17 protein-coding genes are annotated in these 19,359 nt (G+C 64.4%); 6 read left to right on the top strand and 11 right to left on the bottom strand.

The genetic code is table 11. The features are described from left to right. Positions 1–8 precede the first annotated feature (8 nt). Complete coding sequence (locus AC2FNB_RS07485) at positions 9–707, top strand: aspartate/glutamate racemase family protein (RefSeq protein WP_496745465.1); 699 nt, start codon at positions 9–11, stop codon at positions 705–707. Then, on the top strand, positions 707–2,584 hold the full coding sequence (cobT, locus tag AC2FNB_RS07480; RefSeq protein WP_496745435.1) for a cobaltochelatase subunit CobT: 1,878 nt from the start codon (positions 707–709) through the stop codon (positions 2,582–2,584). The genes AC2FNB_RS07485 and cobT overlap by 1 nt, the downstream gene beginning before the upstream one ends. Here the strand turns inward: cobT and AC2FNB_RS07475 are convergent. Next, the gene (locus tag AC2FNB_RS07475) at positions 2,568–2,753 is read right to left on the bottom strand and encodes a hypothetical protein (RefSeq protein WP_480749176.1); all 186 of its coding nucleotides are present in this window, start codon (positions 2,751–2,753) and stop codon (positions 2,568–2,570) included. The two genes, cobT and AC2FNB_RS07475, sit on opposite strands and share 17 nt — an antisense overlap. A gap of 145 nt (positions 2,754–2,898) precedes the next feature. On the opposite strand from AC2FNB_RS07475, the gene AC2FNB_RS07470 reads away from it, so the two are divergent. From AC2FNB_RS07470 to AC2FNB_RS07460, 3 genes are all read left to right on the top strand, one after another. Continuing rightward, complete coding sequence (locus AC2FNB_RS07470) at positions 2,899–4,059, top strand: alpha/beta hydrolase (protein ID WP_496745433.1); 1,161 nt, start codon at positions 2,899–2,901, stop codon at positions 4,057–4,059. A 78-nt stretch (positions 4,060–4,137) separates the two neighbouring features. Then, positions 4,138–5,928 (top strand): aminopeptidase P family protein, encoded by a 1,791-nt coding sequence (locus tag AC2FNB_RS07465; protein WP_496745431.1) that lies wholly within the window; start codon positions 4,138–4,140, stop codon positions 5,926–5,928. Between the two features lie 63 nt (positions 5,929–5,991). Beyond that, the gene (locus AC2FNB_RS07460; protein WP_496745429.1) at positions 5,992–6,336 is read left to right on the top strand and encodes a DUF427 domain-containing protein; all 345 of its coding nucleotides are present in this window, start codon (positions 5,992–5,994) and stop codon (positions 6,334–6,336) included. Between the two features lie 4 nt (positions 6,337–6,340). On the opposite strand, the gene AC2FNB_RS07455 is transcribed toward AC2FNB_RS07460, so the two are convergent. The 6 genes from AC2FNB_RS07455 to AC2FNB_RS07430 form a co-directional block, all read right to left on the bottom strand. After that, entirely contained in the window at positions 6,341–8,026 is a 1,686-nt protein-coding gene (locus AC2FNB_RS07455) for a chloride channel protein (protein WP_496745428.1), read from the bottom strand. 102 nt (positions 8,027–8,128) lie between these two features. Beyond that, positions 8,129–9,778, bottom strand: a complete 1,650-nt coding sequence (recN, locus tag AC2FNB_RS07450) for a DNA repair protein RecN (protein WP_496745426.1) — start codon at positions 9,776–9,778, stop codon at positions 8,129–8,131. A 34-nt stretch (positions 9,779–9,812) separates the two neighbouring features. Continuing rightward, positions 9,813–10,664: an outer membrane protein assembly factor BamD gene (locus tag AC2FNB_RS07445; RefSeq protein ID WP_480749170.1), complete on the bottom strand. Its 852-nt coding sequence runs from the start codon at positions 10,662–10,664 to the stop codon at positions 9,813–9,815. A gap of 127 nt (positions 10,665–10,791) precedes the next feature. Further along, complete coding sequence (lpxC, locus tag AC2FNB_RS07440; RefSeq protein ID WP_480749169.1) at positions 10,792–11,712, bottom strand: UDP-3-O-acyl-N-acetylglucosamine deacetylase; 921 nt, start codon at positions 11,710–11,712, stop codon at positions 10,792–10,794. A gap of 213 nt (positions 11,713–11,925) precedes the next feature. Next, the gene (ftsZ, locus tag AC2FNB_RS07435; protein ID WP_480749168.1) at positions 11,926–13,545 is read right to left on the bottom strand and encodes a cell division protein FtsZ; all 1,620 of its coding nucleotides are present in this window, start codon (positions 13,543–13,545) and stop codon (positions 11,926–11,928) included. 383 nt (positions 13,546–13,928) lie between these two features. Continuing rightward, on the bottom strand, positions 13,929–14,192 hold the full coding sequence (locus AC2FNB_RS07430; RefSeq protein WP_480749167.1) for a DUF4242 domain-containing protein: 264 nt from the start codon (positions 14,190–14,192) through the stop codon (positions 13,929–13,931). A 155-nt stretch (positions 14,193–14,347) separates the two neighbouring features. On the opposite strand from AC2FNB_RS07430, the gene AC2FNB_RS07425 reads away from it, so the two are divergent. Beyond that, the gene (locus AC2FNB_RS07425; RefSeq protein ID WP_496745425.1) at positions 14,348–15,226 is read left to right on the top strand and encodes a LysR family transcriptional regulator; all 879 of its coding nucleotides are present in this window, start codon (positions 14,348–14,350) and stop codon (positions 15,224–15,226) included. A 13-nt stretch (positions 15,227–15,239) separates the two neighbouring features. Here AC2FNB_RS07425 and ftsA read toward each other — a convergent pair whose 3' ends face one another. The 4 genes from ftsA to murB all read right to left on the bottom strand — a co-directional run. Then, positions 15,240–16,574, bottom strand: coding sequence for a cell division protein FtsA (gene ftsA, locus AC2FNB_RS07420; RefSeq protein WP_480749334.1), 1,335 nt, complete (start codon positions 16,572–16,574; stop codon positions 15,240–15,242). 7 nt (positions 16,575–16,581) lie between these two features. Beyond that, a complete protein-coding gene (locus AC2FNB_RS07415; RefSeq protein WP_496745422.1) occupies positions 16,582–17,580 on the bottom strand; it encodes a cell division protein FtsQ/DivIB in 999 nt (332 codons plus the stop codon). Next, a complete protein-coding gene (locus AC2FNB_RS07410; RefSeq protein ID WP_496745420.1) occupies positions 17,568–18,488 on the bottom strand; it encodes a D-alanine--D-alanine ligase in 921 nt (306 codons plus the stop codon). Before AC2FNB_RS07410 ends, AC2FNB_RS07415 begins: the two co-directional genes overlap by 13 nt. A 107-nt stretch (positions 18,489–18,595) precedes the next feature. Then, the coding region (gene murB, locus AC2FNB_RS07405; protein ID WP_496745419.1) for a UDP-N-acetylmuramate dehydrogenase at positions 18,596–19,359 on the bottom strand (764 nt) is incomplete at its 5' end.

The raw sequence follows: 19,359 nt of genomic DNA, 5'->3' as shown, positions 1-19,359 counted from the left end.
CGTCGGCCGTGCATATCGGCTTGATAGGCGGGATCGGAGTTGCGGCGACGGTGGTCTATTATCAGCGGCTGACTGCCGCTGTGGCCGCGCAGGGCAAGCGGCTGGCGCTGACCATCGTTCATGCGGATGTGCAGGATCTGGTGCGAACCAATCTGGCCGATGACCGGAACACGCAGGCGCGGATCTATGCGGGCCTGATCGACCGGCTGAAAGCGGCGGGCGCCGACTGCGCAGCGATCACATCTCTGGGCGGGCATTTCTGCTATGACGAGACGGTGGCACTGTCCTCATTGCCCTTGATATCGGCGGTCAAACCTTTGGACGCCTATTTCGCCTCGCAAGGGTTTGGAACCGTCGGATTGCTGGGTACGCGGGTTGTGATGCGAACGAAACTCTATGGACAGCTTGCGCAGACCGGCGCGGTCGCATTGGAAGACGAGATCGACACGCTGGGGCAGACCTATCAGGACATGGCGATTGCAGGGGTATGTTCAGCGTCCGACCGCGCCCTGTTTCTGGATGCAGGCCGCCGCATGGTCAACGATCTTGACGCCGACGCAATTGTGCTGGCGGGCACCGATCTGAATCTGGCCTTTGACGGGCAGGAACCGGGGTATACTGTGGTGGATGCGCTGGATGTGCATGTGGATGTGCTGGCGCGGCTGGCGACCGGTGAAATGACGCTTGAACAGGCAGGGGCCGATTGATGAAAAAACCAAACGACAACCCCGCCGATCCGTTCAAGAAGGCGCTGGCCGAGGCCACCAAGGTGATGGCCCACGATCCGGAATTGAACGTGTCATACACGGTCGATCCCTCGGGGCTGTCGGGCGAGTCGATGCGGCTGCCGCAGGTTTCGCGCAGGATGAGCCGCGAAGAGGTGCTGCTGGCACGCGGCACGGCGGATGCGCTGGCCTTGCAGCGCCGCTATCACGACGATGCCACGCACAACCGCTATGCCCCTCCGGGCGACATGGCGCGGGATCTCTATGAGGCGATGGAGGTTGCCCGCTGCGAGGCGATGGGCGCGCGCGACATGCCGGGCACCGCGTCGAACATCGACGTCAAGATCAGCCACGAGGCGATCCGGCGTGGCTATGACCAGTGCAAGCAACCCGCCGAGGCGCCGCTGCCGGTGGCCGCGGGCTATCTGATCCGGCATCTGGCCACGGGGCGCGACCTGCCGCCCGCCGCCGAGAACGTGATGAACCTGTGGCGCGGCTTCATCGAGGAACAGGCCGGCGGAACGCTGGAAAACCTTGACGATATCCTCTCGAATCAGGCCGAGTTCGCCAGGTTCGCGCGGCAGGTGATCAAGGATCTGGGCTATGGCGACCAGCTGGGCGACGACCCGGACGAACTGGACGAGGATCAGGATGATCAGGCCGAGGACGACGCCGACGAACAGCCCGATCCCGACAGCACCGGTCAGGACGATCAGGAGGATCAGGACGCCGACGCCGACCCCGAACAGGCCCAGGAAGAACAGCAGGATCAGTCTCAGGCCCAGGTCTCGATGGACGAGATGGCCGAAGACGACATGGGCGACGAGATCGAGATGCCCGAGGGCGAAGCGCCGCAGGAACCTCCTGCCCCGCCGCCCGCCTCCGAGGCCGATCCGGATTACAAGATCTACCTCGACACCCATGACGAAGAGATCGCGGCCGAAGATCTGGCCGAGCCCGCAGAACTGGAACGGCTGCGCGCCTATCTGGACCAGCAGCTTGAGCCTTTGAAAGGGGCGGTTTCGCGCCTTGCCAACAAGTTGCAGCGCCGGTTGCAGGCGCAGCAGAACCGCAGTTGGGAATTCGACCGCGAGGAAGGCATTCTGGATGCGGGCCGTCTGGCGCGTGTTGTGGCAAACCCCACCACACCGCTGAGTTTCAAGGTCGAGAAGGATACCGAGTTCCGGGACACGGTGGTGACGCTGCTGCTGGACAATTCCGGGTCGATGCGGGGGCGTCCGATCTCGATCGCCGCGATCTGTGCCGATGTTCTGGCGCGGACGCTGGAGCGTTGCAATGTGAAGGTCGAGATTCTGGGCTTTACCACGCGGGCGTGGAAAGGCGGACAGGCGCGCGAGGCGTGGCTGAACGATGGCCGCCCGCAGCAACCCGGCCGTCTGAACGACCTGCGCCACATCATCTATAAGGGCGCCGATGCCCCGTGGCGGCGGGCGAGACCCAATCTGGGCCTGATGATGAAAGAGGGCCTGCTGAAGGAAAACATCGACGGCGAGGCGCTGGAATGGGCGCATCGCCGGATGATCGCGCGGCGGGAGCAGCGCAAGATTCTGATGGTGATTTCGGATGGCGCCCCGGTCGATGATTCAACGCTCAGCGTGAACCCCGCCAACTATCTGGAAAAGCACCTGCGCGATGTGATCGCCATGGTGGAAAAGCGCAAGATGGTCGAGCTGCTGGCCATCGGGATCGGCCATGACGTGACCCGCTATTACGACCGCGCAGTGACGATCACCGATGTCGAACAGCTGGCCGGCGCGATGACGGAACAACTGGCGGCCCTGTTCGACAGCGACCCGCGCGCGCGGGCGCGGGTGATGGGGATCAGGAAGGCGAGCTGATCCGCCCCGCCCACCAGTCGAGATGACGCCGCACACTGTTCCACAAGGTGCGGCGTTTTTCATTGACCGCCTCTTCGGCTTGTCTGGCTGCGACGCGTTCGGTGCGCGAAGGGGGCTGGTGCCTGTCGGCGGTGTGGCGAAGCAATGCGGTGTCAAACGGCGCCATCATGGTCGGGGTCCTCCAATAGTGATGCTGTCAGGATGGCGCACCTCGCCCCCCTGCCGCTTGAAGACGGTCCTTGGATTTCCCTTAGAAACCCCTGTTTTTGCGGTAACACCTTGCCGGATCGGCAAAAGACGGGTGTTATCCCGACATGCGGTACGGTTTCGACATCTATGTTCTGGACGCCAGGGAGCACCTGTTGCTGTGCGACGGCGCGCCGGTTGCGGTGGAACCACAGGTGTTCGACCTGTTGCATCTGCTGGTGCGCAACGCCGGGCGGCTGGTCAGCCGGGACGAGATCGTCGAAGAGGTCTGGCATGGCCGGATCGTGTCCGACTCGGCCATCAGCGCCCGCATTGCCGCCGCCCGCAAGGCCGTGGGCGATGACGGCAAGTCGCAACGGGTGATCGCCACGGTTGCCCGGCGGGGGCTCAAATGGGTAGCCCCTGTTGCCGAGGTCGGGCAGGACATGCCCGCACCGGCATCGGTGCAACGCATCCGGTACACGCAGACGCCCGAGGGGAAATCGCTTGCCTATGCCGTGACCGGATCGGGGCCGCTTTTGGTGCGCGGCGGATACAACACGACGGACATCGAGGCCGAGTGGAACACACCATCCGAGCGCGCGCTGTTCGAGGCAATTGGCGCGCATCACACGCTGTTGCGTTTCGATCCCATCGGGTTTGGCCGGTCGGATCGCGCGCTTGAGGAATTCTCGTTCGACGCTCTGGCCGAGAACATGATAACCGCGGCAGACGCCGCCGGGTTCGAGCGTTTTGGACTGTTTTCGGAATCCGGCGGTGCCTTGTCGGCGGTGCGTGTTGCCGTGAAACACCCCGACCGCGTGCGCCGCCTTGTCATCGTCGGCGGCTATGCCGAAGGGCGCGGGCGGCGGTCGCCGGAACTGAGTTCGGACGCGCTGCGCGCGCTGGCTGCCGAAGGGTGGAGCGCGCCTGAGATCAGCTTCGTTTCCGCCATGATGCTCAGCTATTTCCCCGAAGGGCCGCTGGACGCCGTACACGACATGGCGCGCAACATGATCGGTGCAAGTTCACAACAGACGATCCTTAAGGTGCGCGACGCCATTCACCGCGAGTCGCTGCTGCCGCTTCTGCCCCAGGTCCGCTGCCCGACGCTGATCATCCACGCGCGGCACGACAATGTTCACCCCCTGTCCGAGGCTCAGAAACTTGCGGCAGGCATCCCCGATGCCGAGCTGATGGTTCTGGAAACCGCAAACCACATCCCGATGCCGGGCAACGCGGTGTGGGATGAATACCTTGGGGCGCTGCTCGGCTTTTTTGCCGAATGAGCGCACGGCTTTGCGACTGGACTTTCCCCGCGTCGCGCCGCACCTTTCGGCCGAAGACAAGTGACGAACGAGGCCTCCATGTTCCAGACATTCGAAGTGACCGCCCGCCCGGAACAGGGGCCGCCGCGGCTGGCCGCGCTGCGCGGGCAGATCGAACAGCACGGGCTGGACGGCTTCCTGATCCCGCGTGCGGACGCCCATCAGGGGGAATATGTGGCGGCCCATGACGACCGGCTGGCCTGGTTGACCGGGTTCACCGGCTCGGCCGGGTTCTGTGCCGCCCTGAGGGGCGTGGCGGGCGTATTCGTGGACGGGCGCTATCGCACACAGGTCAAGGCGCAGGTCGCAGCGGCGTTTACCCCGGTGCCGTGGCCGGATGTCAGCCTGACCCAATGGCTGAAGGAAAAGCTGCCGGATGGCGGGCGCGTGGGGTTCGATCCGTGGCTGCATGCGGCGGGTCAGATCAAGGGCGCGCTGGCGGACCTGGACGGCACAGGTATCGAACTGGTGCGCTGCGAAAACCTGGTGGACCGGGTCTGGCCCGATCAGCCCGCCCCGCCAATGAACCCGGTCAAGGCGCATCCGATCGAATTCGCCGGCGAAAGCTCTGAGAGCAAGATCGCCCGTCTGGCCGGGGGTATGACCACGGCGGGGCGCAAGGCTGCGGTGATCACCCTGCCCGATTCGATCATGTGGCTGCTGAACATTCGCGGCTCGGACATTCCGCGCAACCCGGTGGCGCATGGCTTTGCCATTCTGCACGGCGATGGCCGGGTTGACCTGTTCATGGCGACAGAAAAGCTCGGCGAGGTGCGCGGGCATCTGGGGCCGCAGGTTTCGGTACACGATCCCGACGGGTTCCTGCCCGCGGTCAAGGCCCTGGCTGGGCCGGTGCAGGTGGACATGGGCACGGTGCCGCAGATCGTGGCGAATACACTGGGCGACCGGCTGGTCGATGGCGGCGACCCCTGCGCCCTGCCCAAGGCACGCAAGAACGCCGCCGAGATCGCCGGAACTGCCGAGGCACATCTGCGCGATGCGGCGGCAGTTGTGGAACTGCTGTGCTGGCTGGATGGCCAGGCGCCCGGAACCCTGCGCGAGACGCAGGTGGTCACCCGGCTGGAAAGTTGCCGCCGCAAGGACAATGCGTTGCGGGAAATCTCGTTCGACACCATCGCTGGCACCGGCCCCAATGGCGCGATCATGCATTACCGGGTGACCGAGGACACCGACAGCGTGCTGGAAAACGGCCACCTTCTGGTTCTGGACAGCGGCGGACAGTATCTGGACGGCACCACCGATATCACCCGCACCATTGCCATCGGCGAGGTCGGAGACGACGAAAAAGCCTGTTTCACGCGCGTGCTGAAAGGCATGATCGCCATGTCGATGCTGCGCTGGCCCGTCGGGCTGGCCGGGCGGGATATCGAATGCGTGGCGCGCGCACCGCTGTGGCTGGCGGGACAGGATTTCAACCACGGGGTCGGGCATGGCGTCGGCACTTATCTGAGCGTGCATGAAGGGCCGCAGCGCCTGTCGCGCCTCAGCCACGTGCCGCTGGAGCCGGGAATGATCCTGTCGAACGAGCCGGGATATTACCGCGAGGGAGCGTTCGGCATCCGGATCGAGAACCTCGTCGTGGTGGAAGAGGCCCCCACCCTGCCCGGCGGCGATGCCGAACGCGCCATGCTGCACTGGCGCACACTGACCTATGTCCCGATTGACCGGCGGCTGATTGTGGTGGATATGTTGAGCGCGGATGAACGGGCCTGGCTCAACGCCTATCACCGCGACGTTGCGGAAAGGGTCGGCCCGAGGCTTGGCGCACAGGCCCGGCTGTGGTTGGATGCCGCGACCTCAACGATCTGACATCTGCATGTCACAGGAAAAGGGCACGAACGAGGCTCTGATACGTATACGGAAGGAACAGGAATGACTGATCACATCAAGATTCGGAAGGCTCCCGGTAAATGGAGCGTACGTTCGGGCGGAGCAATCCTGGGCGAGACGACCAATGCGCTGGAGCTGAGCGAAGGTGATCTGCCGCCTGTCATCTATTTTCCCCGCGCCGACATCGCGATGGCATTTCTGGACCGGTCCGAAAAGGTCGCCAGTTGCGAGCACAAGGGCGAGGCGACCTATTTTCACATCGTCAACATGTCGTCCGTCACCAACGACGCGGCATGGAGCTATGAAAACCCGGACGCGCCCGTGGCCGAGATCAAGGATCACGTGGCCTTCGTTCTCAGCGACTCGGTGAAGGTGGAGCAGCTCTGACCGATCACGAATGCTCCTCGGCCGCGGTGGCGGCCAGGGCGCGGTTATAGGCCTTGAGCGCGTCGATGTGATAAAGCACGCCAACCGGTGTTTCGGTGCCGTCCTCCTCGCGGATCACCACCGGAATGCAATCCACGTCGTCACGGTCGAAGAAGGGCATCGCGGCCTCAAGCGTCGAGCTGGCGCTGATGCAAAGGCCCTGAGCGGCCAGTTCACGGCACTCCCCGGCGCTTAGCGCGCGCGGATCGCCCAGCGGGCGCATCACCGCGCCCGCGCGCAGCATCGCCAGCAGATAGGCCTGCGGACCTGCGGCCAGATGCACGTCGCGCCGTTCCAGCTGGGTCAGGAAAAAGGACCGGTCCACCAGCCGCGAGGCCAGCGCGGTGGACATCGAGATCGACACCATCACCGCAAGACCGATCTGCCAGTCACCGGTCAGTTCGAACACGATCAGGGTTGTCGAGATCGGCGCGCCCAGCACCGCCGCCGCAACCGCACCCATGCCCGCAAAGGCGTAAAGCGCATCGGTGCCCGACACGGCGGGCAGAAACCCGGTGGCGATATGTCCGAATGCCAGCCCGGTCAGCGCCCCGATCATCAGCGACGGGGAAAATACGCCGCCGCCCATGCGCCCGCCCATGGTGATGGCCAGCGCCACGGTCTTGACCACCGCGAACACGATGGCCGTGGTCAGGGCCAGCTTGCCACTCAGCGCAAGGATCGTCGTTTCATAGCCCACGCCGATGATATGCGGAAACCAGATGGCGATCAGGCCCAGCATTGCGCCCGACACCGCCGGACGCAGCCAGCGCGGCAGCGACAGGCGGTTCTGGATGTGGGTACCGATATCCTCGGCAAAGAAGATCGAGCGCATCAGCAGCAGCGACACCAGCCCGCAGATCAGCCCCAGCAGCAAAAAGGCGGGCAGTTCGACGTAGAATTGCAGCGAACCGGGCGTGTCCAGAACGAACTCGGTCACGTCGCCATATTCCAGCCGGTTGATCACTGTCCCCGCGACAGCGGCGATGACGATCGGGGCAAAGGCGTGAACGGCAAAATGGCGCAGCACCACCTCAAGCGCGAACAGCGCGCCCGCGATGGGGGCGTTGAAGCTGGCCGAAACCGCCGCCGCCACGGCGCAGCCCAACAGGTCGCGCCCGGTAATGCCGTCGGCATGTATCCGGTCGCTGACCCAGGTCGAGATCACACCCGCCATGTGCACCACAGGGCCTTCGCGGCCCGACGAGCCGCCGGAACTGAGCGTGATCAGCGAGGCCACCATCGACGCGATCCCGGCGCGGGTTTCCACCCGCCCATCGGTCAGCGCCGAGCCTTCGATCACGTCGGCGACCGAGCGCACCCGCCCGTCATCGGTGAAATGATTCAGGATCAGGCCAACCACGAGACCGCCGATGATCGGGATGAACAGAATCCAGTACCACGGCAGCTTTTCCGCGAAACTGTGCAGGTATTGCACGTTGTCGGTTCCGTACAGATTGGCCTGCAGCGCGGCGATGCCCTTGCGAAAGAACAGCGCGGCAAAGCCAGCGGCGATGCCGATCATAAGGGCGATGAACCAGAACTGGATCTGGCTGGGCCCGCGCCGGCGCAACACGCGCCAAGCATCCTTGATCGCGGCGAGGGCCTGTTGAATCTGATTGCGCAACACGGTGCGGGTGGACTGTGTCATCGCGTCCCTCGGTTCGTCGGATATCCCTTAGTAAGCCACGAGGGCCTAACAGAAAAGACGGTTCACGACACTATGGCCCGCGCGTTGCGGCAGGGTCGCGGATCAGGCATGCAGCAAGGCGCGGGCAGCCGCGCGCGCCTCGTCGGTGATAGTGTCGCCCGCGACCATGCGGGCGATCTCGTCCACCCGCTCGTCCGGGTCCAGCCGCAGCACGGTCGACAGGGTCTGGCCATCCTCGACCTGTTTCTGCACCCGCCAGTGATGCGCGGCACGCGCCGCGACCTGCGGTGAATGGGTGACGACCAGCACCTGCCCGTCCTGCGCCAGTGACGCCAGCCTGCGCCCGACGGCATCGGCGGTGGCGCCGCCGACGCCCCGGTCGATCTCGTCAAAGATCATGGTGCGGGCGCTGTCATCGCCGGACAGGCAAACCTTGAGCGCCAGCAGGAACCGGCTGAGTTCGCCGCCCGACGCGATCTTGTTGAGCGGCCCGGCAGGCGCGCCGGGGTTGGTGGCCACGGTAAAGGCCACCATATCGCGGCCCTCGGGGCCCGGCTCGGCCTCGGTCATGTCGGTCCGGAACACCGCGCGTTCCATCTTGAGCGGCGCAAGTTCGGCCATCACCGCCTGGTCAAGACGCCCCGCGGCCTCGGCGCGGGCGGCGGTCAGGGCGCGAGCGGCGGTGTCATAGGCGCGCTGCGCCGCCATCAGCGCCGCGCGGCGATCCGACAGTGCGGTATCGCCGGCCTCAAGCTGGTTCAGCCGCGCCCGCAGCGTTTCGGCAAACCCGCCCAGATCGTCGGGGGCAATATCGTGCTTGCGGGCCAGCGCGCGGATCGCAAACAGGCGTTCCTCGACCCGTTCCAGTTCGGTAGGATCGAAATCCAGCGCCTCAAGGCACGCGCCGACACCGTCCTGCGCCTCGCCCAACTCGATCAGGGCGCGGCCAAGGGCGGCGATCGGCTGTTCCAGCTGACCTCCCGCCTTGTCCGACACGCCTTCGAGCCAGCGCAATGCGTCGCCCATCGCGCCTTCGGCGCCATCGCCGCCCAAAAGGTCAAAGGCGCGGGCCACGTCGTCGCGGATACGTTCGGCGCCCTGCATCATCCGGCGCCGGGCGTCCAGCTCGGCATCCTCGCCCGGTTGCGGGTCCAGCTTGTCCAGCTCGCCCACGGCATGACGCAGGAAATCTTCCTCGGCGCGGACGGCATTCACCGCCGCCTCGGTTTCCTCCAGCGCCTTGCGGGCGCGCGACAGGGCCGCCCACGCGCCGCGTACGGCGCCGAGATCGGCGTCCAGACCGGCAAACGTGTCGAGCATCGCGCGATGACCACGCGGGTTCAGCAAACCCCGGTCGTCGTGTTGCCCATGCAGTTCGATCAGCGTTTCCGACAGCGCCCGCAACACGTCGCCCGAGCAGCGGCGGTCGTTGACCCAGGCGGTCTTGCGCCCGTCCGCCGTGTTGACCCGACGCAGGATCAGCGCCTCCCCCGCCGGGATGCCTGCCTCGGCCAGCACTGCAAGGGCCGGGTGGCCCTCGGCCAAATCGAACTCGGCCACGACCTCGCCCTGTTCCGCGCCCTGCCGGACCAGCTCGGCGCGCCCGCGCCAGCCCAGAACGAACCCAAGCGAATCAAGCAGGATGGATTTGCCCGCCCCGGTCTCGCCGGTCAGTACGTTGAGGCCCGGCTGAAAGGACATCTCAAGCCGGTCGATGATAAGCATGTCGCGAATATCAAGCGCCCGCAGCATCGGCCCTAGTCTCCCAGACCCGTCGGCATGACGCTTACAACCATTGTCCCTTGATCGACTGGCGGTAGATCTGGCTGAGCCAGTTGTTGCCACTCGCTTTGAGTTTCAGCCCGCGCGAGGTCAGCAGCTTGTAGCTGCTCTCGTACCATTCGCTGGATTGGTAGTTGTAGCCCAGGATCGCGCCTGCGGATTGCGCCTCGTCCACCAGCCCCAATGACAGATAGGCCTCGACGAGGCGGTGCAGCGCCTCGGCGGTGTGGGTGGTGGTCTGGAAATCCTCGACCACGACGCGGAAGCGGTTGATCGCGGCGGTGTAATGTTCCTTGCGCAGGTAGAACCGCCCGATCTCCATCTCCTTGCCAGCCAGATGGTCAAAGGCCAGGTCGAACTTCAGGATCGCCGAGGTGGCGTATTCACTGTCGGGATAGACCTCGATCACCGTGCGCAGCGCCTGCAGCGCCTGGAAGGTCAGGCCCTGATCACGGCCCACCTCGTCGATCTGGTCGTAATAGCTGAGCGCCAGCAGATACTGGGCATAGGCCGCGTCCTCGTCCGCCGGGTAGAAATCGATGTAACGCTGCGCGGCGGCGCGGCTTTCCTCATAGTTCTTGTCGGAATGATACGAAAAGGCCTGCATGATCAATGCCCGCCGCGCCCAGTCCGAATAGGGATAAAGCCGCTCGATCTCCGAGAAATACCACGCCGCATCGTCCTCGCGGCTTTGCGCCAGCTCGTATTCGCCACGGGCGAAGATCTGTTCCGGTGTATAGCCTTCAAGATTCTGCGTGCGGTCTGCCGACCGCCGGGCGAACCCGCTGCATGACGCCAGAGCAACCGTCAGAAGAATCGCACCCGCAAGCCTGACTGCCGCTTTGCTGCCAACCATACCGCCCATCCTTGCCTTCTACTGTCGCTGGGTTCACCCCTGATCGGGCTTCGGTCTAGCACATAAAATTCCGGTGCAAAACGCCTTATCAACGCCTTCGCTGATTTGCCGCGATCAAGATTGGGTGTCAGGCGACTTCGGGGATTTCCGCCCAGACAAGTCCCTGTCCCGGCAGGCGTGCGGCCTGTTCGGGCGTGCACAGCACGGGGCGTACCGCGCCCGGCGTCTCGAAAAGCTTGCGCAAAAGCGTGTTGGTCATCGTGTGACCGGACTTGTCACCGATGTAGTGGCCCAGAATCGGCCCCCCCGCGAGGTAAAGGTCACCCAGCGCATCCAGCATCTTGTGGCGCACCGCCTCGTCCGCGTGGCGAAAGCCGCCCGGGGTCAGCACTTCGGCACCCTGAACCACAACCGCGTTGTCCAGCGTGCCGCCCAGCGCCAGGCCGTTGGCACGCATCGCTTCGACATCCGAGCGGCGGCAGAACGTGCGGCAATCGCTGAGTTCGCGCGCGAATGATCCGTTGCGCATATCAAGCGTCTTGGTCTGACGGCCGATGGCCTCGTCCTCGAAATCGATGTGGAACTCGATCGTCAGCCCGTCGGCGGGCAGCAGGGTGGCCTGCGCGCCTTCGCGCTGCGCGGTCACTGGCTTGAGCACCTCGAAGGCCAGAACCGGGCTGGCCTGCTGACGCACGCCGCGCGCCATGATCCCGCGCACGAAGTCGAGGGACGAGCCATCCATGATCGGCACTTCGGGGCCGTCGATTTCGATCAGCGCGTTGTGAACACCACATCCGGCCAACGCCGCCATGATATGCTCGACCGTCGAAACCGAGGCACCGGCCTCGTTCACCAGACGGGTGCAAAGCGGCGTGCGCTCGACCACGTCGTACGAGGCCGGGATCATCGCATTGCCAAGCTCAATATCGGTGCGTTTGAACCAGATGCCGTGACCGGCAGCCGCCGGGCGCAGGACCATCGTGGCAGGCTGGCCGCCATGCAGGCCGACGCCTTTGAACGTGACCGGAGATTTGAGCGTATTTTGCAAGATATGCCTCTGCGAGCCGTGTCCAACCTCAAGGGGCTGTGTTGGCAAATCAGTTAAGGGACCGGGCAGTTACGTACAATTCACTCTTTGTAACCGAATGAAACAAGTGTGTAACAGATCGGCAGAACCCTGCTCACAGCGATATAACCATCTGAATCGCAAAGAAAAGGGGCCGCCCAGCGGCGACCCCGGATACTTAATTTGTTACCGCTTTCAGTTGGCCTGACGCCGCAGGAAGGCGGGGATTTCGATGCGCTCCTGCTCGGGATCCGCCTCGTCATGCGCGGGTGCCGTAGCGTCACGATGGCGCACGGGCGGCTGGTGGCGCACCGGCTGCGACGGCGTGTCGGCAGCGTGTCCGGTCATCCGGTCGATCAGCTTGTTGAAGCCAAAGCGCGACTTTTCGTGGGGCACTTCGGGCTTTGCCTGCACGGGGTCGACCATGGGGCGGCGCTGTTGCGACGACGGCACTTTCTTGACCGCGGCCTGAAGCCGCTGCAACGCTTCCGGAGACGGCGTTCCCGGTGCCGGAGCGCGCGGCGCGACAAAGGACTCGGCCGCTTCTTCGTGTCTGTCGACCTGCGGTTCGAATTCCGGAACCCTGGGCTGATAGGCGGGCGGCGGCAGGCCGTCGTCTTCCATCGTTTCGGGTTCGTCGTCAAAGCCGGAGGCGATGTGGGTCTCTTCTTCGGGCTCGGATGCCTCGAACAGCGAAGGTTCGCGCTCGGCCACAGGCTCGGGCCGGGTTTCGGCGGCAATAGGCGCGGGTTCAGCCGCAACCGGTGCCTTTTCCTCGGCAGAGGTCTTCTGCGTCAGCGGGGCCGACATCGACCGGCGGCGGGCGACGGGAACTTCCGCATGCACGTCGGATGCGTCGATACCGGTGGCAACGACCGACACGCGCATGGTGCCTTCCATGGCCGGGTCCAGCGTCGAGCCGACGATGATGTTGGCATCCGGGTCTACTTCCTCGCGGATGCGGTTAGCGGCCTCGTCCAGCTCGAACAGCGTCAGATCGTGGCTGCCGGTGATGTTGATCAGCACGCCCTTGGCGCCACGCAGGCTGATTTCGTCCAGCAGCGGGTTGGCGATGGCCTTTTCGGCGGCCTGAACAGCGCGGTCTTCGCCATCGGCTTCGCCGGTGCCCATCATCGCCTTGCCCATCTCGTCCATCACCGCGCGGACGTCGGCAAAGTCGAGGTTGATCAGGCCCGGCCGCACCATCAGGTCGGTCACGCCCTTGACGCCCTGGTACAGCACGTCATCGGCCATCGAGAAGGCCTCGGTGAACGTGGTCTTTTCGTTGGCGAGGCGGAACAGGTTCTGGTTCGGGATGATGATCAGAGTATCGACCACCTGCTGCAGCGCCTCGACGCCGTCCTCGGCCTGACGCATGCGCTTGGCGCCTTCGAACTGGAAAGGCTTGGTCACCACACCGACGGTCAGCACGCCCAGTTCACGCGCAGCCTGTGCGATGATCGGGGCCGCGCCGGTACCGGTGCCGCCGCCCATACCAGCGGTGATGAAACACATATGCGCCCCGGCCAGATGATCGACGATTTGTTCGATGCTTTCCTCGGCCGCCGCCGCGCCGACAGAGGGACGCGCGCCCGCGCCCAGCCCTTCGGTCACCTTGACGCCCAGCTGCACGCGCGCCGACGACTGGCTTTGCTGCAGCGCCTGTGCGTCGGTGTTGGCGACAACGAAATCGACGCCTTCAAGCTGTTTTTCAATCATGTTGTTGACGGCATTGCCGCCAGCGCCGCCGACGCCGAAAACCGTAATCCGTGGCTTCAGTTCTTCTTGCCCGGGCATCGAAAGATTCAATGTCATGCTCTGTCCGCCTGTATTTTTTGCCCGCAAAACGCGGGATTTTTCTGACCTATCCACAGCCAATCCTACATATGCAATTTCCAAACGTCACGCCAAAAACGCAAATCTGCCACAAAATATGGAAGATTCAGCATCTCAACACGCGGCATTTCGCCAATTTGCGCAAATATGGGGGGAAGGTGCACACGCGGCACAACAAAAAGTTTAGCCCGCAATGCGACATTACGGGAATCAGCGATCTCTTTTCATGTTCGCGGGCCTGCCCGACCCTCTGCGGCGCCTCTTTTGCGGGCGCTCATGTGATATGTAACATGGTGATCTTCGGCTGTCACCGGACAAATAGGGGCGCGGCGCAAAGAAATCGCCGCGCGCCCCGGTCGGAATTACGGGGTCAGATCGAGCGCCTGCACGATCTTGTCATAGGGCAGGCCCGCGGTGTCGTTCAGGCGCTTTACCTGGTCGGCGTTCTGGCCCTCGAACAGGCACATGCAGCGGCCATCCTCGGGCGCAAAGGTGGTGCGGATATAGTTGATCTGCTCCCCCTGCCCGCGCATGGATTCCGCCGTGCTGATCGCCGCCTTTTGTGCGCCGGCCAGATCCTCCATGCTGATCCCCTTGAGACTGCGTTCCACCATGAATACCGACATGTCAGTTTCCTCCCGTCCGGTGTTGCGGTTGATGCGACCATTGAAACACCGCCACCCGTCATCGACCACCGGCCCCACGTTATGGATTGATAACTGACGGTTTGGGCATTTTGCGGTATCCTTTGATGAAGGGGTCGCAAGGGGGGTCAGGTCACATGGAAATGTCTCAGGTCCGGTACGTGCTGTCGGCGGCGCGTACATTGAATTTCACCAAGGCCGCCGAAGAATGCGACGTGTCGCAACCTGCCCTGACCAAGGGCATCAAGGCGCTTGAACAGGAACTGGGCGCGGCGGTGTTCCATCGCGAAGGGCGGCGTATCCTGCTGAGCGAGTTCGGGCGGTCGATGCTGCCGCATCTGGAGCATATCCTGGAGGAAACCGAAGCCACCCGGATGCTGGCGCAGAATTTCCGCCTGCTGGACAAGGCGCCGATCCGGCTGGGCGTGATGGCGACGGTCGGCCATGTGCGGCTGGCGCGGTTCCTGGCCGAGTTCAAGCGCAACCATCCGGGCATGGAAATGGCGGTGCGCGAGGCCCCGGCCCCCGAACTGTCACGGCTGCTGGCCGATGACGAACTCGACGCCGTCGTGATGACCGTGACCGACGACGTCCGCGACCGGTTCCGGGTGCACCCGCTCTATTCCGAGCGCTACGTGGTGGTCCTGCCCCCCGACCATTCGCTGAGGGCGCGCAATGCGGTCACCCTCGCCGATCTCTCGGGGCAGGACTATGTCGATCGCCTGGCCTGCGAATTGCGGGAAATGGTAACGGGGGTCTGCGAACAGAACGGTATCGAACTTTATGCCCGCTTCCGGTCGGAACGCGAGGATTGGGTGCAGGCGATGGTTCTGGCAGGGATCGGCTTTGCCTTCATGCCGGAATATTCGGTAACCCTGCCCGGCCTCATCCAGCGCCCGCTGTCCGAGCCCGAGGTAAGCCGCGAGATCGCGATGGTCACGGTGCCGGGGCGCAGGTTCCCGCCCGCCATCGACGCGATGATGCGCTCGGCCCGGTCCTTTGCCTGGCCGGGCTGAGCGCGCGTTCAGACTACCAGTTGTCCTTGAACCAGCGCACCGCCCGCTTGAACGGGCGGGTGTTGAACGTATCCGACGGCACTTCGAAATCCCACCATTCATCCTGCGGGTGCGCCGCAAACAGGCTGAGCCCCACGGCCGAGGAAAACCCCGAACCGGTGGCCGATTGCGGCAGGCCGTGAACCCGCAGCGGGCGACCCAGGCGCACGCGCTGACCAAGGATGCGGCTGGCCAGCCCGTCAAGGCCGGTGACCTGGCTGGCGCCGCCGGTCAGCACGATCTGCTGGCTGGGCAGGTGTTCGAATCCGGCGGCATCAAGGCGCATGCGCACCTCTTCGAGGATTTCCTCGACCCTTGGGCGCATGATGCCGATCAGTTCCGCCCGGCTGACGGTGCGACGGTCGTGTTCCCAGTCGCCGGTATCGCCGCCGATGTCGATCAGGTCACGGTCGTCGGCGCCGGTTGCATGCACGCCACCATTGACTGTCTTGATCCGCTCGGCAACCGAGGCCGGGATGCCCAGCCCCATCGAAATGTCGCCGGTGACGTGATCGCCGCCCATGCGCACGCAATCGGCATAGATCATGTGTTTCCTGAGGAAGATCGACACGCTGGTGGTGCCGCCGCCCATGTCGATACAGGCCGCGCCAAGTTCCTGCTCGTCCTCGACCAGCGCCGAGACGCCCGAGACATAGGCCGAATTGGCGATCCCCGCCAGTTCCAGATCGCAGCGCTTGATGCACTGGACAAGGTTGTAGATCGCCGAGGCGTCGACGGTCAGCATATGCATGTCCACCGCCAGCGTCTGACCCAGCTGGCCGCGCGGGTCGATCAGGCCCGAACGGTTGTCGAGCGCAAAGTTCACCGGCTGGGCGTGCAGCACCTCGCGCCCCGCCCCGTATTCCGGCACGTCACAGGCGCTCAGGACACGCCCGATGTCCGCCTCGCTGACCATCTGCGTTTCCAGATCGATCTGCGCGTCCAGCCCGTAAGACCGGGGATTGGCCCCCGAAAAACAGGCGATGACATGGTCGACGCGGATCTCGGCCATCTTCTGTGCCGCCTGCACGGCGGTACGGATGGCGCGTTCGGTCTCCTGCATGGCGGTGACCTCGCCGAACTGCACCCCACGCGAACGGGTCGTCGCGGCGCCGATCACCCGGAACCCGGTCTGGCCCGCCATCGAACCGATGGAATTGTCCTCGCTCAGCTTTCCAGCCCCGTCGAAACGCAACACCAGGCAGGCTATCTTGGAACTGCCCACGTCCAGAATGGCCACCACGCCCCGTTGCATCGCCTGCCGCCGCATCTGCCGCATGGCCCGTTGTGACTGATACAGATCCGTCATCATCATGCTATTGCCCGCTCTTTACCGTTACTTCCGTATTCCACCATTCTGCGCTGGCGGTTTCGTTCATTCTTATGGTTGGCCGCGATCCCAGACGCATGTCCACCGCCGCCACGTCGCGCTCCAGCAGATCCTGCACCTCGCTGACCGCAAGCACCCGTTCCAGCGCCTGCACCGGGCGCTCGGTCGGCAGCATGATGCGCTGGTTGCGGTCGAGGATCAGATCCCAACGCCGCTCGCCCACGCGCACCAGCCCGCGCACCCGGTCGCCCAGCGCCTGCGCCGTACGCATCAGCGCCAGCGCCTCGCCGACATGGGCATCCGCGCCATCGCCGGCAATCACCGGCAGGTCAGAGCGGTCGGTCCGCGCGGCGATGTTGTCCACATGCGCGCCGGTTTCGTCCAGCAGCTCGATCCCTTCGCGGGTGCGCCAGACCACCATCGGTTCGCGCTCGACCACGTCCACCTGCAGGATACCGCCAGGCCGGATCAGAACGCTCACCGACTTGACCGGGTCGAGCCCGGCGATAGTCTCGCGGATCTGGTCCGCATCCAGGTCAAAGGAGCTGATCGGGAAATCCAGCGGCACCACCTCGCGGATATCCTCGGCCAGGTTCGTGCCCGCCCCATCAATGGCCATCAGGTTGACCATGAACTCGGGGCGCTCCTCGAACGAGGTGCGCAGATCGGCAACAAAACCATGCACTGCGGCGCGGCGCTGGTCATCGGCGAAAAACGCGGTTCCGGCCACGAACACGACGGTGAAAGGGATGCCCATGCGCAACCCCAACCGAATGCCGGGGGTCAGCATCCAGCGCTGAAAGCGAAAGCTCAGCCGTGACGGGGCCGGATCGGCCTTGCGGCCCGACCGGCCAGGCAACCGCAGCCGGAACCGGGGCTTGGCGCGGCCCTCGGGCGTGCCCGCCGCCTCGAATGCGGCATCCCCGGCGGTCAGTGGCTTTTCCCGATAGGCCACAAGCTCGCGATGAGGAATTATCGGTCGCATGAGGCGTCCTCCACCATCCAGCCGCACAGCTCGCCGAAACTCATGCCGCAATGCTGGCCCTGCTCGGGCACCAGCGAGGTCGGCGTCATGCCCGGCTGGGTGTTGGTTTCCAGCAGAAACAGTCCGTCCCGGCCTTTGCTGTCATCCCAACGAAAGTCGGTGCGGCTGACACCCTTGCAGCCCAGAACCTCATGGGCGCGCAGGGCATGGTCCATGCACAGATCGAAAATCTCGGACGGGATGTCAGCCGGCAGCACATGGCGCGAGCCGCCGGGCTTGTATTTGGCGTCGTAATCGTACCAGCCGTCGGTCAGTATCTCGGTCACGGTCAGCGCGCGGCCATCCATCACCGATACGGTCAGTTCGCGGCCCGCCACATATTGTTCGACCATCAGCTGATCGGGCATGTCCTCCGACAGTTTCGGCGGCGAGTTTGCACCGTCGAACACCAGATATATACCGACGCTGGAACCCTCGTTGTTCGGCTTGACCACGTAAGGCGCGGCCATGACATGATCGGCCATCACCGCCGATTTCGGCACGATCACGCTGTCGGCAATCGGCAGGCCCGCGACGCGGAACGCCTCCTTGCTGCGCTGCTTGTCCATCGCCAGCGCCGAGGCCAGAACCCCGGAATGGGTATAGGGGATGCGCAGCCATTCCAGCAGCCCCTGCACACAACCATCCTCGCCCCAGCGTCCATGCAGGGCGTTGAACGCCACGTCCGGCCTGATCTCCTGAAGGCGCGCATAAAGGTCGGGACCAGCGTCCAGTTCGACCACCTCAAAGCCTTCTCCCCTGAGGGCGGCAGCGCATTCGCGCCCGCTGCTGAGCGAGACCTCGCGTTCCTTCGAAGGTCCACCCATCAATACCGCCACTTTGGGGCTTGTCCTGCTCGACCTACCCACGTTCGTGCGCCTCAATGTCCCCGGACCTTATTCGATGGCCCGTGCTGCTGTGTTATGCCTTTGATCCGCCGCCTTGTTTTGCCTGTTCTGGTCGGCGGGTTCGGCTCTTATTCTTTAAGCGGATCACCGATCCGCATGATTTCCCACTCTAGCGTGATGCCGCTTGTTTCGTAAACCTTTTTTCGCACCTCTTCGCCCAGACCTTCGAGGTCTGCGGCGGTTGCGTCACCGGTGTTGATCAGGAAATTGGGATGCTTCTCGCTCATCTGCGCCCCGCCCTTTCGGGCGCCGCGCAAACCGGCATCGTCGATCACTTTCCACGCCTTGAGGTCGTGCACGTCATCCTCCCGCCCGGTCGAGGAAAACCCGGCCGGGTTGCGAAACGTGGACCCGGCGCTGCGATCCCTGGTGGGCTGGGTTTCGTCGCGCTTTTGCAGTTGCGCGTCCATACGGGCGTGCAATTCATCCGGATCGCCCGAGGGGCCTTGCAATGTCGCGGACACCAGCACCGCGCCTTCCGGCAGGTCGGACTGGCGATAGCGAAAGTTCAGCTCGGCTGCGGTCAGTTCAGCAATCTCGCCGCCGCGCGTCACCACGGTCGCGCTCCGAAACACATCGGCCACATAGCTGCCATAGCAGCCCGCGTTCATCCGCACCGCGCCGCCGATCGAGCCGGGAATGGTGCGCAGAAACGTCAGATCGACACCCGCATCCGCCGCCCTGCGCGCCACATGCGCGTCCAGCGCGGCCGCCCCGGCGGCAACTGTATTGCCCTCGACTGATATGCCGTTAAAGCCCCGCCCCAGCCGGATCACCACCGCGCGCAGACCGCCGTCACGAACGATCAGGTTCGATCCCACACCCATCGGGA

It is taken from the genome of Ruegeria sp. BHSB058, assembly GCF_059613285.1.
Note: the sequence above shows the minus strand (reverse complement) of the source record. Positions and strands in the feature narration are given on the sequence as shown.

What these genes read in the sequence shown, in the direction of transcription:
- cobT (WP_496745435.1), top strand. Translation starts at nt 707, where the DNA reads ATGAAAAAACCAAACGACAACCCCGCCGATCCGTTCAAGAAGGCGCTG.
- AC2FNB_RS07475 (WP_480749176.1), bottom strand. Translation starts at nt 2,753, where the DNA reads ATGATGGCGCCGTTTGACACCGCATTGCTTCGCCACACCGCCGACAGG.
- AC2FNB_RS07470 (WP_496745433.1), top strand. Translation starts at nt 2,899, where the DNA reads ATGCGGTACGGTTTCGACATCTATGTTCTGGACGCCAGGGAGCACCTG.
- AC2FNB_RS07465 (WP_496745431.1), top strand. Translation starts at nt 4,138, where the DNA reads ATGTTCCAGACATTCGAAGTGACCGCCCGCCCGGAACAGGGGCCGCCG.
- AC2FNB_RS07460 (WP_496745429.1), top strand. Translation starts at nt 5,992, where the DNA reads ATGACTGATCACATCAAGATTCGGAAGGCTCCCGGTAAATGGAGCGTA.
- AC2FNB_RS07455 (WP_496745428.1), bottom strand. Translation starts at nt 8,026, where the DNA reads ATGACACAGTCCACCCGCACCGTGTTGCGCAATCAGATTCAACAGGCC.
- recN (WP_496745426.1), bottom strand. Translation starts at nt 9,778, where the DNA reads ATGCTGCGGGCGCTTGATATTCGCGACATGCTTATCATCGACCGGCTT.
- AC2FNB_RS07445 (WP_480749170.1), bottom strand. Translation starts at nt 10,664, where the DNA reads ATGGTTGGCAGCAAAGCGGCAGTCAGGCTTGCGGGTGCGATTCTTCTG.
- ftsZ (WP_480749168.1), bottom strand. Translation starts at nt 13,545, where the DNA reads ATGACATTGAATCTTTCGATGCCCGGGCAAGAAGAACTGAAGCCACGG.
- AC2FNB_RS07430 (WP_480749167.1), bottom strand. Translation starts at nt 14,192, where the DNA reads ATGTCGGTATTCATGGTGGAACGCAGTCTCAAGGGGATCAGCATGGAG.
- AC2FNB_RS07425 (WP_496745425.1), top strand. Translation starts at nt 14,348, where the DNA reads ATGGAAATGTCTCAGGTCCGGTACGTGCTGTCGGCGGCGCGTACATTG.
- ftsA (WP_480749334.1), bottom strand. Translation starts at nt 16,574, where the DNA reads ATGACGGATCTGTATCAGTCACAACGGGCCATGCGGCAGATGCGGCGG.
- AC2FNB_RS07415 (WP_496745422.1), bottom strand. Translation starts at nt 17,580, where the DNA reads ATGCGACCGATAATTCCTCATCGCGAGCTTGTGGCCTATCGGGAAAAG.